We start from the raw sequence: 18,988 nt of genomic DNA on the forward strand, positions 1-18,988 counted from the left end.
GCTAACCAACCAGGTAAGTCCCGGTACCGAACGCTATGTGCGTGCCTTCTTCGTTATGTAATTCCATCCGTGCTACCGCCACTTTGTTACCTGAGCGGATAATGGTGGCGCTGGCAATAAATTCGGTGCCACGTCCAGGACGGAGATAATCAACCCGAAGGTCAATGGTACCACATCGGCTCAGGCGCTCCATTAAATAAGGTTCTGTGGGAGACTCAAGTCGGTCAACCATGCCCGCAATAGCCACTAAGCCTCCAGCGGTATCCAGTGCTGTAGCCGTCACTCCGCCATGCAACATGCGCTGTGGCACATTACCCATTAGCTGGTCTTGCCATTTAAATCGAATTTCACCGCGAGCCGGATTAAATTCCGTAATCTCAAGGCCTAGCAGGGCCTGAAACGGAACTTGAGTGTTCATAAATTCGGAAACTTTTGTCAGTATTGTTTGTGTATTCATTTTCGGCATGGTGATTAGCGAACAGGACGCTTACAATAAGAGCATGTTACTCGGGAAGTCAATATAACCATGCAGAGCAGTACCGCCGAAAAAACACAATTTGATCCGCTTCAACAGCAGCTTGAGTCCACTTTTGGCTATCATCATTTTCGCGATGGTCAGCAGGATATTATGCAGGCTGCTATGCAGGGGCGCGACACGCTGGTACTGATGCCAACGGGTGGTGGGAAATCGCTTTGTTATCAGTTACCGGCGCTTTGTGGCGACGGGCTTACTTTGGTGATTTCACCGCTGTTGTCGCTAATGCAAGATCAGGTCGAGGCGCTTAAGGCGCTGGATATTTCGGCGGCAACCCTGCATTCAGGCGTGTCACCACAAGAATCCATGGCAACCATGCAGGGTCTGCAAAGCGGCGAGATTAAACTCTTGTACGTCAGCCCCGAGCGTGTTCTGCAGCCGTCTTTTATTGAGCGCCTACAGTCACTTCAGCTTAACTTTATAGCCGTTGACGAAGCGCATTGTATTAGTCAGTGGGGCCATGATTTTCGCCCTGAGTACGGAAAACTTGGGCTGCTGCGTAACTACTTGCCAAATGTCTCCTTTATGGCATTAACCGCGACTGCAGACTCCGCGACCCAGCACGACATTATTGAACGTTTAGGCCTGCGCGACCCTTTAGTGCACCGAAGCTCCTTTGACCGACCGAATATTCGTTATGTGGTGCAGGAAAAGTACAAACCGTTAAAGCAGGTTCGGGACTACGTAAAAAAACAAAAAGGCGCTGCCGGTATTATTTACTGTGGTAGCCGAAAAAAAACCGAAGAGCTTTCAGAAAGTCTGCAGCAAGCAGGAGTGCGCGCTGCGCCCTACCACGCCGGTATTGAACATCAGATAAAAGAAAGCACCTTGCGGCAATTTCTTCGCGACGACATTGATGTGGTGGTGGCTACTGTCGCTTTTGGTATGGGGATTAATAAGCCCAACATTCGCTTTGTGATTCACTTTGATATCCCCCGCAGTGTCGAGTCTTACTATCAGGAAACGGGGCGTGCCGGTCGTGACGGTTTGCCAGCAGAAGCGCTCATGCTTTACGACCCGCGCGACGCTCAGTGGATACGGCGGATGATAGAAGATCAAGAAAACGAACAGCGTCGTCTGGTTGAAGCGCAAAAGTTTTCCGCTATGCAGGCCATGGCTGAAGCTCAGACCTGTCGTCGTCTGGTGGTCTTGAACTATTTCAATGAATACTCCGATAAAGAATGCGGCAACTGTGACCTGTGTCTGGATCCGCCTCAGCGCTACGATGGTCTCGAAGACGCACAAAAGGCGCTGAGCTGCGTGTATCGGGTAGGTCAACAGTTTGGTATTAACCATGTGGTCGAGGTTTTACGGGGTTCAAAGGCGCAGCGAGTTGTAGAGCTGGGACACGACCAGTTGAGCACCTATGGGCTGGGTAAATCGGAAACACAAGAGCACTGGTTTTCGGTATTACGTCAGCTAATACATCGAGGCCTTATTTTGCAGGACATTCGACGTTTTGCAGCACTCCAGCTGACCGACGCTGCGCGCCCTGTCTTAAAAGGCGAAGTGCCATTGGAACTGGCCAAGCCCCGTATCGAGTTAACGGCAACCAAAACCCGTATTACCGATCGCGGTGACTATAATAAGATTCTATTCCGGCGTTTACGTAAGTTACGTAAAGACATTGCTGACCGGGATCAGGTACCGCCGTTCGTTGTCTTTAGTGATGCAGCCTTAGTTGAAATGTGTGTACACTATCCAACAACAGCCAAAGATATGTTAGAAATCAATGGTGTTGGTGAAGTGAAACTGGCACGTTATGGCAATGAGTTTATACAGGCTGTGGAAGGTTTTTTGTCCGGAGCCAGTGAGCGACAATTATTTAACGGGTAAGAAATAGCAATGGAAGACAACATCATTACGTTAAAAAGTACGCCACCGGAAGCAGAGCTTGAGCTTTGGGTTAAGGAACTTTGTGAGCGTATTGGTGCTACTGTCCGCGAAAAAGAACAGGCGGCCGACCAGTTTTGTTGGCGCTTAAGCTTAAATCAGCACCACTGGCTTTTGTTTTACTCCGAAATTTGTGACGCCGTCTGGTTACAGGCATTGGAACAGCCAGAGCCTGAGGTAGAGGCGCGCCTAGCGGAGCATGGCTATGTTTAAGTATTGGTTTACCGGGATACTACTTATTGTTTTAGGCATTATGCAGCCAGCGCAGGCTCAGGAGCCTCTGACGCTGTCCCCACAAACCTCTCGTTTATCATTAAACGAGCATTTCAGTTACCGGGTTGTGAATACGGAGTTACCCGTTGAGAAAATCGCAATTAATGAGCCGCAGCGATGGTTGAACTCGGAACTGCTTCAGGAGCACAGTTACGCAGGCGAGCGTCCTAACGTTTGGGGTCTCGTACCTCTGTTTAATCGCAGTAATGAGCCTCTCACGTTCCATTTAAAGTTTAGCGACCCTTACTTAACGCAAGTTGGCGCATACTTACTCGATAAAAACGGCCAAGTTGAGAGCCGTCAAATAACTCAATTTTCTACGCCCTTATTACAGCGCCCTTATTTGTCCCATGAGCAAGTTCTACCCGTTACTCTACCGGCTAACCAGATAGTCTGGCTGGCCGTCTCGGTGCAACAGTGGCCAGAGCAAATGCCGACTATTAGCCTGTGGCAACCGGGAGATTTACAACTGCGGCTTCAGCAACAACAAACCGCACTAGGTGTTAATGCCGGCATCTTGATATTGTTAGCGCTGGCAGCGGCTGTCTCCGCGCGTTTGTTTGGGAGTCGGCTGCTCATTTCCTTTGGCACCCTGACCCTGTCTTTTACGCTTAAGCTGCTACTGCACAGTGGTATTTGGATAACGTACTTTACGCCTTACTCACCGGATGTCGCTGCCGGTTTGCAAGTTTATATTAGTCAATTCCTTATCGTTTCACTCAGTTGGTTTATTTGGGAGTGGTCGCGGTTTCGTTTCAAATTGTCACGATTTAACCGAATAGGCTATTCCGTAATGATGATAGCGATAGCACTGGCCATCTTGCTGCCTTGGCTCTCTGAACCCTGGCGACTGGCGACGATTTCTTTGCAGATTAATGCGCTGTTGCTTTGGGGCGGAGTAGTCGTTGTACGGAGCGTGCAAAAGCGACCAGTAAATGAGCGAAAATGGCAAACGGCATTGATGGTATTGACGGTCATATCCGCCTGGCTGTTGATATCGCCTCGTTACAATCCTATCTGGGAAGGGTTGTCCGGACTGCTGTTATACAGCGGGCTGACTCTGGTCATCACCATGTTTTTATTGGCCCTGGAGCGCTATCGCTTTAGTCGTCTGGTGAAACGTATCAGTAACTTAAAGCGTAACCGCAAAGTATTGAGGCGGCGTCTGTGGCGGTTGCTTAAACGTACGGGAGAGGGTTGGTTCAGAGTTAATCCGGACGGTAGTATCAAACAAGTTAACCGCCAAATGATAAAAATTCTGGCGGCCCACTCTATTGAACAAATTCAGTCTCATTGGCCAAAAGGGTTTAATATAGAAGGACAGCGTCAGCTCGTTTCTATTGAACGTTTGGATGGCAGAAAAATATGGCTTGATATCGAGTTGTTCGGTGACAATACCGGGCGTATTGCAGATGTGACCAAGCGCATGGAGGCGGAAGTTCATCTTAATTTTCTGGCGCATCACGACGCGGTAACCGGCTTGCTTAACGTCCGTGAATTTAGACGGTTACTGCAAAGCCGACTCGATCAGAAAGCAACCACCAGTGTCATCATTATCCGCTTAACCGGTTTGCAGATTATAGCTGATCAAGCCGGTTCTGATGGTCGGGATCAGGCGATACTGCAGCTGACACTATCGCTGCAGCAGAAAGCGCCGAAAAATGCCCGGGTTGCCCGAATAAGTGAAACCGAAATAGCGCTGTTAAGCCGCGAAGATGAACAGGCAACCTTTGCGCAGGCCCACCGGTTACTTCAGTTTTGTAGAGAATTTCGTTTTAGCAGTGACAAACGTATTTTCCAGCTGACCGGCCATGCGGGCATTTCCTACAGTATTGCAGACGCACTTTCGGCAAGCACTCTTATGCGGCAGGCACGCGAAGCCGTGCAGTTGGCGATGCAACAGGGCGATTACCGAGTCCACTCGTACAGTGATGCTGATCAGAAGCGGTTGGTTGGCCAGGCGGAAGCTGAATGGGAAACCCGTTTGAAAAAAGCATTACGGGAAGAAGACTGGCAACTGTTTTCTCAGCCAATTATCAGTGCGTCAAAGAATGAAGATAAACATTGCTTTGAACTTCTGTTAAGGCTTCCCGGGACCGAGAATGATGAGGCCATTGCACCACAGCAATTTTTACGCTCGGCGTTAAGAGCGGGGGTAATGGGTAAGGCGGATCGCTGGTTAGTAAGAGAAGTGGTTGAGCACTTTAACGAGCAACCGTTTGAGGCGAATCGAACCTGGCGTTGTCACATTAATCTGTCTTCACAAAGCCTGGAAGATGTCGACTTTATTCGGTTTATAGAGCAAATTCTTAAACAGTCTGTGTTGCAACCACAACAGTTGGTGTTTGAAGTAGCAGAGCCCGATGCCGATAAATATTTTGATGAAACTTATCGTTTGTTTAAAGAGCTTCGTGAGCTGGGTATTGGCACAGCGTTAGATCAGTTTGGTACTGGCTTCAACTCATTCCGCTTAATGCGGCAGTTACCACTAACGCAAATTAAAGTTAACCGCTTTTGGGTGCAGGACATGTTGGTGGATGCCGTTGACGCTGAACTGGTTGCCAGTTGTGTGCGTATTGCCAAGGTTCTTAATATTGAAGTGTGCGCGGTGGGTGTCGAGAGTGATGAAGCGCGTATTAAGCTCACTCAGCTGGGTGTAGACTATGTCCAGGGGTTCGTCTGTGGGCACCCAGTAGAGTGGCAACGTGAGGGAAAACAGGGCGGCTAATTGCCGCCCCTCATCCAGTGCTTAAGTTTAAGCCGCATTTTCCTTACTTTTAGAGCGGTCTTCCAGCAGGTCTTTTGTCGAGCTGCCAATGTTAATGCGCTTCGGTTTCATGGCTTCAGGAATGTTCTTCACCAGGCCGACCGTTAGCAGACCGTTCTTTAAGGCTGCGCCTGTGACTTCAATGTGTTCAGCCAGACTGAACTTACGTTCGAAGGCACGGTTTGCAATGCCGCGGTGTAGATACTCACGTTTTTCGTTTTCTTCGGCTTTTTTGCCGGTCACACGAAGCACGCCGTTCTCTACTTCAATTTCCAGATCATCCTCTTCAAAACCTGCAACCGCCAGTGTAATGGCGTACTGGTTTTCTGCTACCAGTTCAATGTTGTAGGGAGGGTATCCGGTTGCACCAGTATCTGAGCGTAGTGCCGAATCCAGCAAAGATGCCATGCGGTCAAAACCTACACTGCTACGATAAAGAGGGCTTAAGTCGATAGTTGCCATAATAGTCATTCTCCTAAGAAGCAATAACGTTAATTGTAATAAACAAGTGACACACCATGTGTCGGTTTAAGGCGGCTCTCTCAGAGACACCGGCCTTAACTTCTATATGTGCACTGCAAAAATGAGTTTCAAGAGTGTGTATGCAAATTTTTCATTGGACTCTGGCGCAAGGCACTCTATTATCGATGCTAAGCAATGATTCATTTTATCCGTGAAAAGGAAGCTCTGGATGGCCGAAGAGCCAATAAAAACGTGGCAATGGGTCACGGTTGATGATTATGAAAAGCCCGCTATCCCTACCACCATTAAGATTAAAAAGTGGTGGCAAAAATTTATTGGCTGGGTAACGCCTGATGATGAACAAGAAGCCGAAGAAGAGCAGTCTCAGGCACTGGAGCTGAGCTTTGATGAAGCAGCAGAAGCGCTGGATGAGTGTTTTGCTGACTGGCTGCACGACGATAAAGATAACAGCTTGCGTTGGATTATTGCGCCGCCACACTCAGGGGTTACTGAAGCGGTCCAAAAGTGGGTGGAAAAACAGCAAATAACAGAATTGAGTTTACCCGACAGGGCTTTGCTTAGTGATCCTAATACGGCTTCTTTGCCAGAATTTCCGCCGAAAGGGAATATATCCAGCCCCTGGATCATGCCTCAATTAGCACATGGCTTTCTTCGTCAAACTAATGGTTTACGGTGGGTTCGCGAGTTTTTTTCGCAGGTGTTGTCGGGTGACGCGGGCAAAGGAATCATTGTTTGTGACAGTTGGGCCTGGGCTTTTCTGGAAAAAGTGTGGCCAGTGCCGGTGAATCAGTTATGGACCTTACAAGCACTGGATCAGGACGCGCTGCAGAAGCTCGGGTTGGCGCGAGGAGACGGGCGTTTACGTGCGTTAGCCGCGCTCAGTCGTGGTAATGCCGGTGTTGCCGCTGCGTATTCTGACCGGTATCAACGCGACAGTGAACAGGCCTTCGAAACACCGGTTCTCCCTTCAGATATTAGTGATGCGACGGCTTTTGTTTGTTATGCCTTATTGCTCCATAAAGGCTTGAGTAAAGCGCATTTAGTTCAGGTGTTGCCGATAGTTTCTGCCAGTCAGCTTGAAATTCAATTGCAGGTGCTGAAGCAGCGAGGTTTGATAGAGCGTGAGCAAGAGCAAGAGCTTTGGTATGTGACCGCGCGGGGTTATCCGGTTGTCAGGGAATTATTGGCTGCCCGGGATTTTTGGTTAGACCGGTTTTAACGGAGAAATTTATGGAAACGGATTCATTAAAAAACGTTGCCGGTATCTTTAAGTCGCTGGATGGCTTTGCAATTTTTGAAATTGCCGTGATATTCGCTATGGCGCTGGCAGTGGTTTGGCTGACACAGCGTATCTTGCCGTGGATAGCCTCTAACCTCCACGGTAAACGCCGATTGTACATTTTGGCGCTCGTTCCCATGGTTCGCATAGTGGTTCTGGTGGTTGCTCTGGTTATGATTATTCCGCGTATTATAGAGCCGACCATGCAAAATATGGTGGCGATACTGGGGGCGGCCGGTTTAGCGATAGGCTTTGCGTTAAAGGACTACGTGAGCAGCTTAATTGCCGGTGTGGTTGCTGTACATGAAATGCCTTACCGCCCCGGCGACTGGATAGAAGTCGACGGCAGCTATGGAGAAGTGAAACACATTGGTATGCGCACCGTGGAATTAGTGACCAGTGACGATACGGTCATCTGGGTACCGCACTTAAAACTCTGGGATCACTTAATTCACAATGCCAACAACGGCGGTCCCAGTCTCATGTGCATTGCTGAGTTTTACACGCAACCCGAAGCAGACGCCTACCAAATTCGCGATGCACTGGAAGAAGTAGCGCTGACAAGCCCCTATCTGCAGTTAGGCAAGCCCATAGCGGTAACGGCAGCGGAGCAGCCCTGGGGCACAAAATACCGTTTAAAAGCCTACCCCATTGACCCCAGACAACAGTTTCAGTTTATTACTGATATGACGGCCCGGGGTAAAAAACGCCTAATGGAACTGGGTGTGCGCTTCGCCAAGATCGAATCAGACGAAGCGTACGAAATGACTCACTAGCAGCTAGTCGCTAGGCTTCCTCTGCCAGGAAGCCGCCGGACTGGTGACGCCACAACTTAGCGTAGAGACCATCCTGAGCAAGCAGCTGTTCGTGGCTGCCGTGCTCAATAATTTCTCCCTGATCCATCACCACCAGTTTATCCATGGCAGCAATAGTGGAAAGGCGATGGGCAATAGCGATGACCGTCTTGCCCTGCATGAGCTGGTACAAGTTTTCCTGAATGGCGTTCTCTACCTCGGAGTCGAGTGCTGAGGTGGCTTCATCCAGAATCAAAATGGGTGCATCTTTTAGCATGACCCGGGCAATGGCAATTCGCTGGCGCTGACCTCCAGACAGTTTTACACCGCGTTCGCCAACGTGCGCATCCAGCCCGGTACGGCCTTTACTGTCGCTGAGTTCGCTAATGAATTCTTCACAATGTGCCTGGCGCACTGCATTCATTAGATCCTCTTCGCTGGCATCGGGGCGTCCATACAAAATATTGTCGCGCACTGAACGGTGCAACAGCGAGGTGTCCTGAGTGACCATGCCGATATTGGCGCGCAGGCTGTCCTGTTGCACGGTATGAATGGGCTGATCATCAATACGGATTTCACCGCTTTCAACGTCATAAAAGCGCAGCAACAGATTGACCAGAGTGGACTTGCCGGCGCCGGAGCGTCCGACAATGCCGACTTTTTCACCTGGCGCAATGTGCAGATTAAAGTCATCCATAACGCCATGACCTTTGCCATAGTGGAAGCGAACATGATCGAGCACGATGTCACCGGAGTCGACTTTTAAAGCAGGCGCGTTAGGTCTGTCGACAATGCGCTGGGGTACGGCAATAGAGGCAATACCATCCTGAACTGTGCCGATACTCTCAAACAAGGTCGACATTTGCCACATGACCATTTGCGACATACCAAATAAGCGCAGAACCAGGCCAATAACCACTGCCACAGCACCTAAAGTCACTGCGTTGTCCATCCATAAAATAATGGCAGTGGCTGCAGAGCTAAACAACAGCGCACAGTTAATGAAATAGAGAAACCCATACAGCTGAGTCACTAAACGCATTTGCTTGTGAACGGTACCTAAGAAGGTATCCATACCGTCTTGCGCAAATGACGCCTCGCGTTGCGAATGCGAGAACAGCTTGACGGTTTGTATATTGGTGTAGGAATCGACAATGCGGCCTGTCATGTTGGACCGGGCGTCGGCTTGCTCTGCAGAGACTTTGCCCAGTTTGGGCACAAAGTAACGCAGCAACAATGCGTAAAGAGCCAGCCAGCAGGCCAGAGGCAATATCATTCGCCAGTCAGCACTGCCAATAATGAAAAACATACCAATGAAATAGACCACCACATAGTTCACTATTTCAATAAACGTCATAATGCACTGGCGCAGCGCCAGTGACGTCTGCATCAGCTTGGTGGCAACCCGTCCGGCAAATTCATCCTGATAGTAACTCATGGACTGCTTCATCAAATACCGGTGACCCAGCCAGCGAATTCGCATGGGAAAGTTACCCAGTAACGTTTGGTGGGTCAGCATCGAGTGGAACCAGACCAATAAAGGCAGCCCCAGCAAGACCAATGCACCCATGCCTACCAGCGGCCAGAACTGATCGCTTAATAGGGTTTCTTTGTTTTGCGCTGACAGCCAGTCGACAATTTGGCCCAAAAAACCAAACAGCCAGACTTCTGCTATGGCAATGGCTGCCATCAATACCGCGGTGGCGGCAATAAAGGGTGTGGCGCCTTTTGTGTAGTGCCAGCAAAAGGCGAAGAAGCCGGTAGGAGCCTGAGTAGGCTCCTCAGCCGGAAAAGGGTTTAACCGTTTTTCGAACCAGGCAAACATCTCATTATTGTCCTAAGTAACGTTGTAATAGATCGCGCCATTGTGGTGACTGGGTCACTGATAACAGTTCCCGGTTGAGCGGCTCACGTAACGAACTGCTCTGAGGCAGCGCGAAACCGTAATCCTGAGGCAAAACCCGTTCAGGTAATAACTGTACATTACTGAGCTGCTCTGAGCGCAGTAAATAGCGCAGAATGGGTTCATCATAAACCACCGCATCCAGCTTACCGTTATCCAGCTTTTTCAGAGCCTCGCGTAGGGAGCTGAAGTTCTGGTAACCAATGTTTTGTTTATCTAACCAGGCGGCCGTAGCCGACGCATCAATAGTGGCTACCCTGGCGTTGGCAAGATCGGCAACGTTGGTGACCTTTGACTGGAACTGAGAGACGGTCAAAGAAGATGCAATGGATGCAGTAAAGCTTGAAATAACAATAACGCAAGTGAACATCCATACTAGGCTGACTGCTCTGCCGCCAAAGCTTTTGGGCGACTTGTCGCCATAGCCAACCGTAGTCATAGTCACTGCGGCCCACCAAAAGCCAGAGCCCAGGCCATGCAAAGGTTTTTCAGAAAACTCATCGGGATTAGCTCGTTTTTCGAACCACCAGACCAGACCACCTGCAATAAATAATACGCCTCCCAGAACTAAAATTACTTTAAAAAACTCTAGTGAAATAAAGCGTTGAGTGACCGCCCACCAGGTGGGCGTATTACTGCTGGGAACCGCAATGGCCAGTCCGGCGTTATGAAAAGGCTGGCTAAAGTCCATGCGGGTTTCCCGGTCTGCGGTTATGGTAATGGCACCAATGGCCAGGTCATATTTATTTTGCTCTACGCCCTCTATCAAGGCACCTAAAGGCGCAGGCTCAAGTTTATATTCAACGCCAAGCCGGTCAGCGATATCCTGCCAAAGTCGAATAGAAAGCCCGTCAAAACTATCCCCTTTTTGGGTGACAAAAGGCTCAGTTACTAGTACCCCAACACGCAACGGCTGCTGGTTTTCTGCAGCGGGTTGGGCAAAACTTGGCAATGAGAGCCAGCAAAGTACCAGTAAAAGGGTCATTTGACGCACCATGGTCTCTTCTCCATCAATAAAATAGTTAATAAAGGGTATCAGTTTCTGGCTATTTGGGCTTGTGAATAATCACTACCGACAACCGTTAATTGCCTTCTAAAAACTGCTTGAAATGCTGCAGCCAGAAATCTTGTGGTTGGGACATGGCATTGCGACCAATGGTTATTTCACATATGGCTTCACCGTCTATTTCAGCGCGGGGTAATGGCAATATCACAACGCCTGTTCTGGCAGTGTACTCGTTTATTCTTTTTGCGAGTGCTTCAGCTGATAAAGGGAAGTGTAAATGAAACATCGCCGTCTGCGGCGTTTCTGGGTTAACCCGAAGTCCCTTAAAGCGGCTTAACACCTCACCGAGTGCTTTTGCATAGCCAACGGCATCGGGCATCACGGGTAGGTTCTCTTTTAGGCCATGGCGGGCTGATACCACTTGCGGGTATTGCGTAGTGACATTACCACCAGCACGGCGGGCCCAAATTTTGGCTTGTTCAATAAAGGCCTCAGAGCCAGCCAGAACGGCGCCTGAAATAGCCCCTAAGTCTTTATAAAAACTTACATAAACAGAGTCGAATAACTCACAAATCTCGGTCAGGGAGCAATCATAAGCCGCCGGTACTTGCCACAACCGGGCACCGTCCAGATGCATGGCAATATTTTGCTGGCGCGCCCATTGCGACTGCGCGACTAAGTCGTCCCAGTCGGGGAGTTGGCCGCCAATTTCGCGCATGGGCAGCTCCAGCAGAACAGTACCTAAATCGTCGGTTTTCACTGACTTGAGGTCGTCCAGCGTTATTGGCTTATTGGTAAAGCCGGTGGTGGTTCCGTTGAGTTGCCACAACGCTTCAAACCCCATTTGTTCATGTAGCATGAGGTGCGACGTAGGATGCAATGCGACGCCATTACGCTGCCGCTGGTCGGCGTGAATGCGAAGGGCTAAGGGTTGTGCGAGCGTTCCGGTTGGCAGAAACAAAGCCGCTGGCTTACCTAACAACTGTGCGACGTGGTCTTCAAAATCATTGATCAGCGCCCCACTGCCATAAACTTCGCGTTTCTCGTGTTGCTGAAGCTGCGAGGCAAGCAGTTGAAGTTCTTCAGTCATACTCAGCTGGGGGTGACGTAGAAGAGACGTACTGGCTTGTTCAGCGGAGTTTTGGTACGCCTGTTTTGTCGTTAGTGCGATTGAAGCGCTCATTATTTACCTATTTTGAGTGGACTTTGCCGCCAATAATTTTGTAGGCAGGTGTGCCGCGTATCATGGTCTCACGCGCAAACTCCTGCCCACAGCCAGGGCAATGACATGGGGTGGTGGTGTGATCTTCAACAATGCGCTCAATAAAGCATTTCACCAGAGCGCCTTTTCCGCCTTTGCGGTATTTGAATATGGGCGTTTTGCACTGCAGACAAGAAATCTGCACAGTGCGCACCGGCCCTTTCTTGTTCGGTTTTGCCATAAATATCAGGTTACAATTTAAGCATTTCCATTAGTGTAACAAGCACGCTATAGTTTTTCTTCCTGTATCAAAAGAAGAATAAAGGACACTGTTATGCGTTACTCCCTTGTCGCCTTGGCTGTTCTGGGCTTATTAACCGCCTGCGGCCAGCCGCAGAAAACAGCTTCTGAGCAAAGCCCGCAAGCTACGGCGGAACAAACCGCGCAGTCTGAAACTGAGCGATTGAATCAGTGGTTTGAGAAAAAGTATGAGGAACAGCTTCAACAAAGCCCCATCCAAATGACCTTTCTGGGCCGCAAAGATCGTTATGGTGACATTGACGACATGACCGTGGCTGCCGAAAAAGAGCAGTTAGAATGGCTGAAAAACAGTGTCGAAGAACTGAAAGCGAACTTCGATTATGACAAGTTAAACTTGGAAGCCCAAACCTCATACGATGTCTGGGTTTATCAGTACGAACAGGCTAAACGCAACGCCAAGTTCCGCGGCATGAGCTATGTCTTTGATCAAATGCGCGGCGCGCACACCTTCTTGCCTCAATTTTTAATTAACTTCCATAAGGTGGATAACACGGAGGATATGGAAGCCTATATCTCTCGTATAGACGGCAGTGCGACGGCTATTGAGCAACTGCTGCAGCGTGCAAAGCAACAAGTTGAGAATGGCGTTCGTGCTCCCCGCTTTGCGTACGAGCAAGTGATTAAGGAAGCGAAAGGTCTGACTGCCGGTGCGCCCTTTGATGAGGAAGGTGATTCCAGCTTATTGAAAGACGCCCAAAGCAAACTGAGTTCGTTGGAAGAAAGCGGAAAAATATCGGCTGAGCAGGCGGAAAAGTACGAAAAACAAGTTCGCAAAGCCTTACTTGAGCGTTTTCGTCCCAGTTATGAAGCGCTAATTAGCTTTCTTCAAAGCGATATTGAAAATACCGATAAAGTCGCAACGGGTGTGCATCGTCTGGAAAATGGTGAGGCTTATTACAATGCCTTACTGAAAAATTATACTACTACCGACTTAACCGCTGATGAAATTCACCAGATAGGTCTTAATGAAGTAGAGCGCCTTACGAACGAAATGATCAAGATAAAGGAAAAAGTTGGTTTCGAGGGTAACTTGCAGGAATTCTTTAACTTTATTCGCACCGATGAGCGGTTCTTTTACCCGAACAATGACAAAGGTGCAGAGATGTACCTGGAGGACTCCCGCGAGTATCTGGCTTACATTAACAAGAAATTGCCGGAGTACTTCGGCATTTTGCCAAAAGCCGATTTGGTGGTAAAACGCGTTGAACCCTTCCGTGAACAGGACGGCGCCGCTCAGCATTATTATCCAGGCTCACCGGACGGTGAGCGTCCCGGCGTTTATTATGCGCACCTGTCAGATATGAGTTCGATGCCAAAAAATGAGATGGAAGCGATTGCTTACCACGAGGGTAATCCGGGGCATCACATGCAAATTTCTATCGCCCAGGAACTGGAATCGGTACCGGAATTCCGTACTCAGGCAGGCTTTACTGTTTATAGCGAAGGCTGGGGTTTATACGCCGAGCAGTTGGCAAAAGAGATGGGTGCCTATGAAGACCCATACTCTGACTTTGGTCGCTTAACCACAGAAATTTGGCGCGCAGTGCGTTTAGTTGTCGATACCGGCATGCATGCAAAAGGCTGGACGGAAGAGGAAGCGGTTAAATATTTCCAGGAGCATACACCCATTGCCGAAGGTGCTGTGCGCTCTGAAGTTCGTCGTTATTTGGTCATGCCGGGTCAGGCTACCGCCTACAAAATTGGCATGATCCGCATTCTGGAGTTGCGTGAAGAAGCCAAAGAAGCGTTGGGCGATAAGTTCGATATCCGCGGTTTCCACGACACGGTTCTGGGGGGTGGCGCATTGCCTCTGCATATTCTGGAGCGTCGTGTTGACCAATGGGTTGAAGAGCAGAAAAAAGCCTAAATTAAGGAGAATAAACGTGAAATGGATTGCACTGATAATGACTGCGGCCCTTTTTCTCCCCGGCGCATACGCCGGGGAGCCAAGTAAACAGGTAATTCAGGAACATTTGTCTGAGAAGCAGCTTGATGAGGCAGAAGAAGTTGCTGAAAACTGGGTGACGAACGAACCAAAAAATGCCGAGGCCTGGCACACTCGGGGCGTGGTAATGGCACAACAGGCGCAAAACGCATTTTTTAGTGCGCTCAGTTATGCCGGTGACTCGCTGGAGTCGTTTGAAAAAGCTGTTGCGCTTGAGCCCTCCTCTTTGAAGTATCGTACCGCGTTAATGCAGTTTTACCTGATGGCTCCTTCAGTGGCGGGCGGTGATGACGAAAAAGCACTGGCGCAAATAGAAGCTATTAAAGCAATTGATGAGGTACAGGGTGCCCTGGCAAAAATAGGATATTACCAAAAGCACGAACAGAAGGAACAGGCCACCAAGTTACTAGACAACACATTGGCGAACTACCCAAATAACGCGGACATTTTGGTTTATGCAGGGTTTCAGGAACAAAAGCACGAGCGCTATGAAAAAGCATTCTCTCTCTTTGAGCAAGCGGCTGCGGGCGAGTCCGTGCAAGGGGATTCGCCGGTTATGGCTTTGTACCAAATTGGGAAAACGTCAGTTTTGGCTAAAACCCAGATGGATAAAGGTATTCTTGCGCTAAAGCAATACCTTAAATTGGAACTGCCAGAAAATGCGCCGGATCCCCATTGGGCAAAATTCCGGCTGGCTCAACTGCTTACCTTAAAGGGAAACAACGAGGAATCTAAGCAGCTGTTAGTAGCACTTAAAGAGGTTGATGATAAAGAGTTACAGAAGCAGATATCGAGCTGGAACTAACTGTCTAAGTAGCCGCGGTTACGACCATCAGACTTGGCGCGGTAAAGCGCTGAGTCTGCTTTTGAGATCATTCGGGCAATTAAGCTTTCGGTATCTTCATCGGCAGTGGGTGTATGAATATAGCCACCGATGCTAACAGTGAGATGTGGGGCTACAGCAGACTGTTTATGCTCAATACCTAGTTCCCTAATGGATTCTAAGAGCTGGCGGATACTCTCCTGAGTTTTCTGCTCATCGGTAGCCGAAATAACAGCAACAAATTCTTCCCCACCATAACGGGCAATAAAATCTGTATTGCGTTGCAGTTGGTTGAACATAGTATCGGCCACCGATTTGAGTGCCTGGTCGCCTTTTAGGTGACCGTAATGATCGTTGTAAGCCTTAAACTGGTCGATATCGATGATGAGCAAGGCCAACGGGGTTTTGTGTCGCGATGCACGTTGAAGTTCATTACTAATACGTTCATCAAACGCCCGGCGATTAGCAATACCGGTTAGACCATCTTGAGCCACTTGCGCTTGCAGCATGCGGTTGGCTTTTTCCAGAGCGCGCTGGGTATGAATGAGCTCTGCGTAGGTACGTTGCCGTTCAAGAGTGTTGGCCAGCATGTCAGCAACCAGCCCGAGCCGGCGTATATCGACCGTATCCCATTGACGCTTTTTTCGCACCATGTCGCAACCAACAAAACCTAACAGACGGTGATTGGCGACCAGACCAATACAGATAACGGACTGTATATCTTCACGATCAAACTCAGCTTTTTCAGCACTGGCTTCTGGGGGTAATAACTCGACGTCGTCCACAATAAACTTGTGGTGGGTTTTCATCTCGTTAAAAAACCAGGGTAAATCGGTGCAGGCTACAGATTGCAAATCATCGATGTGCGCCTGATAGCCGCTCCTGACCCATTCGTGAGTGTTGGTCATATTTTGAATTTGGTCATCAAACTCAAACACGTAACAACGGTCAGCTTCTGTGTAGTCGCCAATAGCAGCGATTACTTCTTCAATGCATTCGTAAGTTTCTGCAGGCTCACTGTTAATAAGGCGAGTCGACAATTCGGAGATGAGTTGATCAAAAGATATCTGTGCTGCTTTTACGTCCATGACTCACCTTTATTGCTTTTATGGTTAATAGTTAACCACATGCACAGTTTAGCGTAAATTGTTATTTTAATGTTGTTTAGGTTTTTATTTAAGCAAAATAAAATTGCCATATATCCAGTACGACAGGGAGTACAGAAAAGACCAGCAGCAGGGCCATAGATACATTAAAAATACGTTGTGCCCTGTGGTTGGTCAGTAGCTGTCTTAGCCCCGCACCTGCAACCAACCAAACACCCACACATGGGAAGGCCACCGCAAGAAATGCCGCTGTTATTTCTATGACTTCTGACCATAGTGTGCCGGCCACGGTGGTGAAAGCTGCGACTGCGCCGGTGGCCATAACCCAGGCCTTGCCATTTACCCACTGAAACAGTACCGCCTGCCAGAACGTAAGGGGTTTGCGATCGCCTTTCTCAATAGTTTTTGGGGTCTGTGAACCAATAACCCATGCCAGCCAGAGTAAATAAATTGTCCCGGCAATTTTTATCATTTGGTGAAGTAATGGAAACTGTTCTAATACTGAACCAAAGCCCATTCCCACCACCAGCACCATGGCAGGAAAGCCCAGACAAATACCAATAAAGTGCGGCAAGCTGGCTTTAACGCCGTAGTTTACGCCCGACGACATGATCATAATATTGTTTGGACCGGGAGTAATGGTGGTCGAAAAGGCAAAGAAAAATACTGCAATAAAAATTTCCATGGAGCGTCCTGTTTATCCCTTATCCTCTAAGGTTGGCGGTAGGCCAAAATGTGAGAGTAAAGTGTGCAGTTGTGCGTCATTACCGCCATTGTCACGTTTATTAAATTGCCACAGTGAATTGCCACCACTGCCTTTCCAGTTAATCAGCTTAGGGTTATTGCCCACTCGGCGTATGATACAGCTATTCATGCTGGCTAACCAAAACCACCATAAATCATCCGCATAAGGTGCCAATGACAAAGCTAATGTCTGATCGGTTACGCGCTCATCAAAGCATCCTGGCGGAAAAAGCACGCCAGCACCGCTGGTAAAAAACAAGTTCGGATCAGGCCCGCGCACTTCGCTTTTTGGGTACCATTGGCGATAAGGTTTTATATGGCCCGTTTTAGTTTGGCGCAGATAATGAGCACGCCAACATAAAATTTCCCGGTTATTCCCCGTATAGGCCGATGTGAGTGTTGAGAGCCAGTCAGGACGGTAGTAAATATCATCGTCTGCGGTCACGTGAAAAGCATTAGGATAGTTCTCAAGCGCCGGGATCAGTTTTTTATAGGAGCGAGTATCGGTACTGACTGGCGCAATGGTTAATCCACTTTTTTGCAGTGAGACAATGCTTTGCGGCAGCTTTTTAATATCGCTTTCGTACAGCCACAGAATCACTTTGTCAGCTTGTACGGACTGCAGCAATAGCGACTTTAAGGTCAAGTGCAGCGTAGGAAAGCGATCAGGGAAAGAGGTTAGGTTGACTATCAGCTGACCGGGCAGCGGGTGCTTCTGGCGCTCTAACACATCACGCTGCAGCCATTGCTTTTCTGTTATCGCTGTCGCGTTTCGTTTCAAATTGGAGCCCGCCAGAGATTTATACTTTCGTAGCCAGCGATAACGAAACTGAGCGAGAACATCTCGAATTAAATTCATAGGTTTAACAATTTACCTCTATGTCCTTAGTAGTAAGGTTACAAAGTGCGCGATTATTCGGTAGTCTGTGTCGAAAATACCACAATACGTTGAAAAAAAGCGAATACGGGGCAGTACTTAATGGTGTTAAAAGATTGGTTACAGCAGATTAAAGAGTTCATGTTGAGGTTTGCGGTATCCAGTCCGGTTCCTGCCAGCTGGTTCTATAATGTGCCCGAATCGACAGAAATTGATGATATTACCAGCACTCCTGAGCATATCGAAATAGTCAGCCACTGCTGGAACTACTCGCACTTGTTTGTGTATCAGTTGAAGTCTCTGGTTGATAATGCCCCGAGTGACTTTAAAGTTACCCTAACCGGCTTTTACTGTCCGGAAGACCAGGACACCGTTGCTTTGATTGATGACTATTCGGCGAAGCAGGTAGACAATGTCGAATGGAACTTTGTGGCGCTTGAAAAAGGCGATTTACTGCGCCGGGGCATTGGTCGCAATAAGGCAGCTAAAGAAACTAAGGCGGACTGGATTTGGTTTACTGACTGCGATTTGCTGTTCGGTGAAAAGACCTTTTCCAGTTTAAAACAAGAACTGCGCAAAGAATCCTGCATTTTGGCGTTTCCTGAGCAGGTTTCCCGTACATCGCTGCTGGGCAAAGAAGACGATGTACTGTGTAACGGAAAAGAAACCTCGGTTGAGGAGTGTCTTGAGCAGACTGAGTTTACGAGACACACCTTTTCTAAGGCATCAGGACCGATACAAATAACGCACGGTGACACGGCCCGTCACTATGGTTACTGCGAACAGGTTGATTGTTACCAGCAGCCCAAAGACCGTTGGGTGAAAACTTATGAAGATCGCGCATTTCGTTGGTTGTTAGGAACACACGGGAAGCCACTGAACATTTAGGATGTGTCTATAATTCGGCATGTGGAAAAAGGCCGTTATAAAAAAGACTCAGCTTTTTCTGAAATGCGTAAAGCTAACAGGCAAGCTAAGGACAAATTGCTGGCGAAATAAGCGCGTCGATAAGTTGCTCTATAACTAGTAAGATAATTC

17 protein-coding genes are annotated in these 18,988 nt (G+C 48.6%); 8 read left to right on the forward strand and 9 right to left on the reverse strand.

The features are described from left to right. Position 1: 1 nt before the first annotated feature. Positions 2 to 466, reverse strand: coding sequence for a thioesterase family protein (locus RBK99_RS09190; RefSeq protein ID WP_411161975.1), 465 nt, complete (start codon positions 464 to 466; stop codon positions 2 to 4). 60 nt (positions 467 to 526) lie between these two features. On the opposite strand from RBK99_RS09190, the gene recQ reads away from it, so the two are divergent. Genes recQ through RBK99_RS09205 form a run of 3 tightly spaced genes read left to right on the forward strand, consistent with a single transcriptional unit; the run spans position 527 to position 5,429 of the window. Beyond that, positions 527 to 2,371, forward strand: coding sequence for a DNA helicase RecQ (gene recQ / locus RBK99_RS09195; RefSeq protein ID WP_317504309.1), 1,845 nt, complete (start codon positions 527 to 529; stop codon positions 2,369 to 2,371). 9 nt (positions 2,372 to 2,380) lie between these two features. Further along, on the forward strand, positions 2,381 to 2,641 hold the full coding sequence (locus RBK99_RS09200; RefSeq protein ID WP_317504310.1) for a DUF3630 family protein: 261 nt from the start codon (positions 2,381 to 2,383) through the stop codon (positions 2,639 to 2,641). Then, positions 2,634 to 5,429 (forward strand): EAL domain-containing protein, encoded by a 2,796-nt coding sequence (locus RBK99_RS09205; protein WP_317504311.1) that lies wholly within the window; start codon positions 2,634 to 2,636, stop codon positions 5,427 to 5,429. The genes RBK99_RS09200 and RBK99_RS09205 overlap by 8 nt, the downstream gene beginning before the upstream one ends. A gap of 27 nt (positions 5,430 to 5,456) precedes the next feature. On the opposite strand, the gene RBK99_RS09210 is transcribed toward RBK99_RS09205, so the two are convergent. Then, positions 5,457 to 5,930: an Hsp20 family protein gene (locus RBK99_RS09210; protein WP_199494850.1), complete on the reverse strand. Its 474-nt coding sequence runs from the start codon at positions 5,928 to 5,930 to the stop codon at positions 5,457 to 5,459. A gap of 229 nt (positions 5,931 to 6,159) precedes the next feature. Here RBK99_RS09210 and RBK99_RS09215 point away from each other — a divergent pair, with 229 nt between their 5' ends. Together RBK99_RS09215 and RBK99_RS09220 are read left to right on the forward strand one after the other, a co-directional pair. Continuing rightward, the gene (locus RBK99_RS09215; protein ID WP_317504312.1) at positions 6,160 to 7,170 is read left to right on the forward strand and encodes a hypothetical protein; all 1,011 of its coding nucleotides are present in this window, start codon (positions 6,160 to 6,162) and stop codon (positions 7,168 to 7,170) included. A gap of 11 nt (positions 7,171 to 7,181) precedes the next feature. Continuing rightward, positions 7,182 to 8,006 (forward strand): mechanosensitive ion channel family protein, encoded by an 825-nt coding sequence (locus RBK99_RS09220; RefSeq protein ID WP_317504313.1) that lies wholly within the window; start codon positions 7,182 to 7,184, stop codon positions 8,004 to 8,006. A 10-nt stretch (positions 8,007 to 8,016) separates the two neighbouring features. On the opposite strand, the gene RBK99_RS09225 is transcribed toward RBK99_RS09220, so the two are convergent. From RBK99_RS09225 to RBK99_RS09240, 4 genes are all read right to left on the reverse strand, one after another. Then, positions 8,017 to 9,849 (reverse strand): ABC transporter ATP-binding protein, encoded by a 1,833-nt coding sequence (locus RBK99_RS09225; protein WP_317504314.1) that lies wholly within the window; start codon positions 9,847 to 9,849, stop codon positions 8,017 to 8,019. Between the two features lie 4 nt (positions 9,850 to 9,853). Then, on the reverse strand, positions 9,854 to 10,924 hold the full coding sequence (locus RBK99_RS09230; protein ID WP_317504315.1) for a transporter substrate-binding domain-containing protein: 1,071 nt from the start codon (positions 10,922 to 10,924) through the stop codon (positions 9,854 to 9,856). Between the two features lie 85 nt (positions 10,925 to 11,009). After that, positions 11,010 to 12,116, reverse strand: a complete 1,107-nt coding sequence (locus RBK99_RS09235; RefSeq protein ID WP_317504316.1) for a threonine aldolase family protein — start codon at positions 12,114 to 12,116, stop codon at positions 11,010 to 11,012. Positions 12,117 to 12,123: 7 nt separating this feature from the next. Continuing rightward, positions 12,124 to 12,375, reverse strand: a complete 252-nt coding sequence (locus RBK99_RS09240; protein ID WP_011235762.1) for a hypothetical protein — start codon at positions 12,373 to 12,375, stop codon at positions 12,124 to 12,126. Between the two features lie 93 nt (positions 12,376 to 12,468). On the opposite strand from RBK99_RS09240, the gene RBK99_RS09245 reads away from it, so the two are divergent. Both RBK99_RS09245 and RBK99_RS09250 read left to right on the forward strand, forming a co-directional pair. Beyond that, positions 12,469 to 14,322, forward strand: coding sequence for a DUF885 domain-containing protein (locus RBK99_RS09245; protein ID WP_317504317.1), 1,854 nt, complete (start codon positions 12,469 to 12,471; stop codon positions 14,320 to 14,322). A gap of 16 nt (positions 14,323 to 14,338) precedes the next feature. Further along, positions 14,339 to 15,205: a tetratricopeptide repeat protein gene (locus RBK99_RS09250; RefSeq protein WP_317504318.1), complete on the forward strand. Its 867-nt coding sequence runs from the start codon at positions 14,339 to 14,341 to the stop codon at positions 15,203 to 15,205. Here the strand turns inward: RBK99_RS09250 and RBK99_RS09255 are convergent. The 3 genes from RBK99_RS09255 to RBK99_RS09265 all read right to left on the reverse strand — a co-directional run bounded on the left by RBK99_RS09255 (position 15,202) and on the right by RBK99_RS09265 (position 17,932). Further along, positions 15,202 to 16,311: a sensor domain-containing diguanylate cyclase gene (locus tag RBK99_RS09255; RefSeq protein ID WP_317504319.1), complete on the reverse strand. Its 1,110-nt coding sequence runs from the start codon at positions 16,309 to 16,311 to the stop codon at positions 15,202 to 15,204. The two genes, RBK99_RS09250 and RBK99_RS09255, sit on opposite strands and share 4 nt — an antisense overlap. An 88-nt stretch (positions 16,312 to 16,399) precedes the next feature. Continuing rightward, complete coding sequence (locus tag RBK99_RS09260) at positions 16,400 to 17,014, reverse strand: LysE family translocator (protein ID WP_317504320.1); 615 nt, start codon at positions 17,012 to 17,014, stop codon at positions 16,400 to 16,402. A gap of 12 nt (positions 17,015 to 17,026) precedes the next feature. Continuing rightward, the gene (locus RBK99_RS09265; RefSeq protein ID WP_317504321.1) at positions 17,027 to 17,932 is read right to left on the reverse strand and encodes a hypothetical protein; all 906 of its coding nucleotides are present in this window, start codon (positions 17,930 to 17,932) and stop codon (positions 17,027 to 17,029) included. 120 nt (positions 17,933 to 18,052) lie between these two features. Here RBK99_RS09265 and RBK99_RS09270 point away from each other — a divergent pair, with 120 nt between their 5' ends. Then, positions 18,053 to 18,838, forward strand: coding sequence for a glycosyltransferase (locus RBK99_RS09270; RefSeq protein ID WP_317504322.1), 786 nt, complete (start codon positions 18,053 to 18,055; stop codon positions 18,836 to 18,838). Positions 18,839 to 18,988 lie beyond the last annotated feature (150 nt).

It is taken from the genome of Idiomarina solivarensis (assembly GCF_033052755.1).
In the GTDB taxonomy this organism is placed as follows: domain Bacteria; phylum Pseudomonadota; class Gammaproteobacteria; order Enterobacterales; family Alteromonadaceae; genus Idiomarina.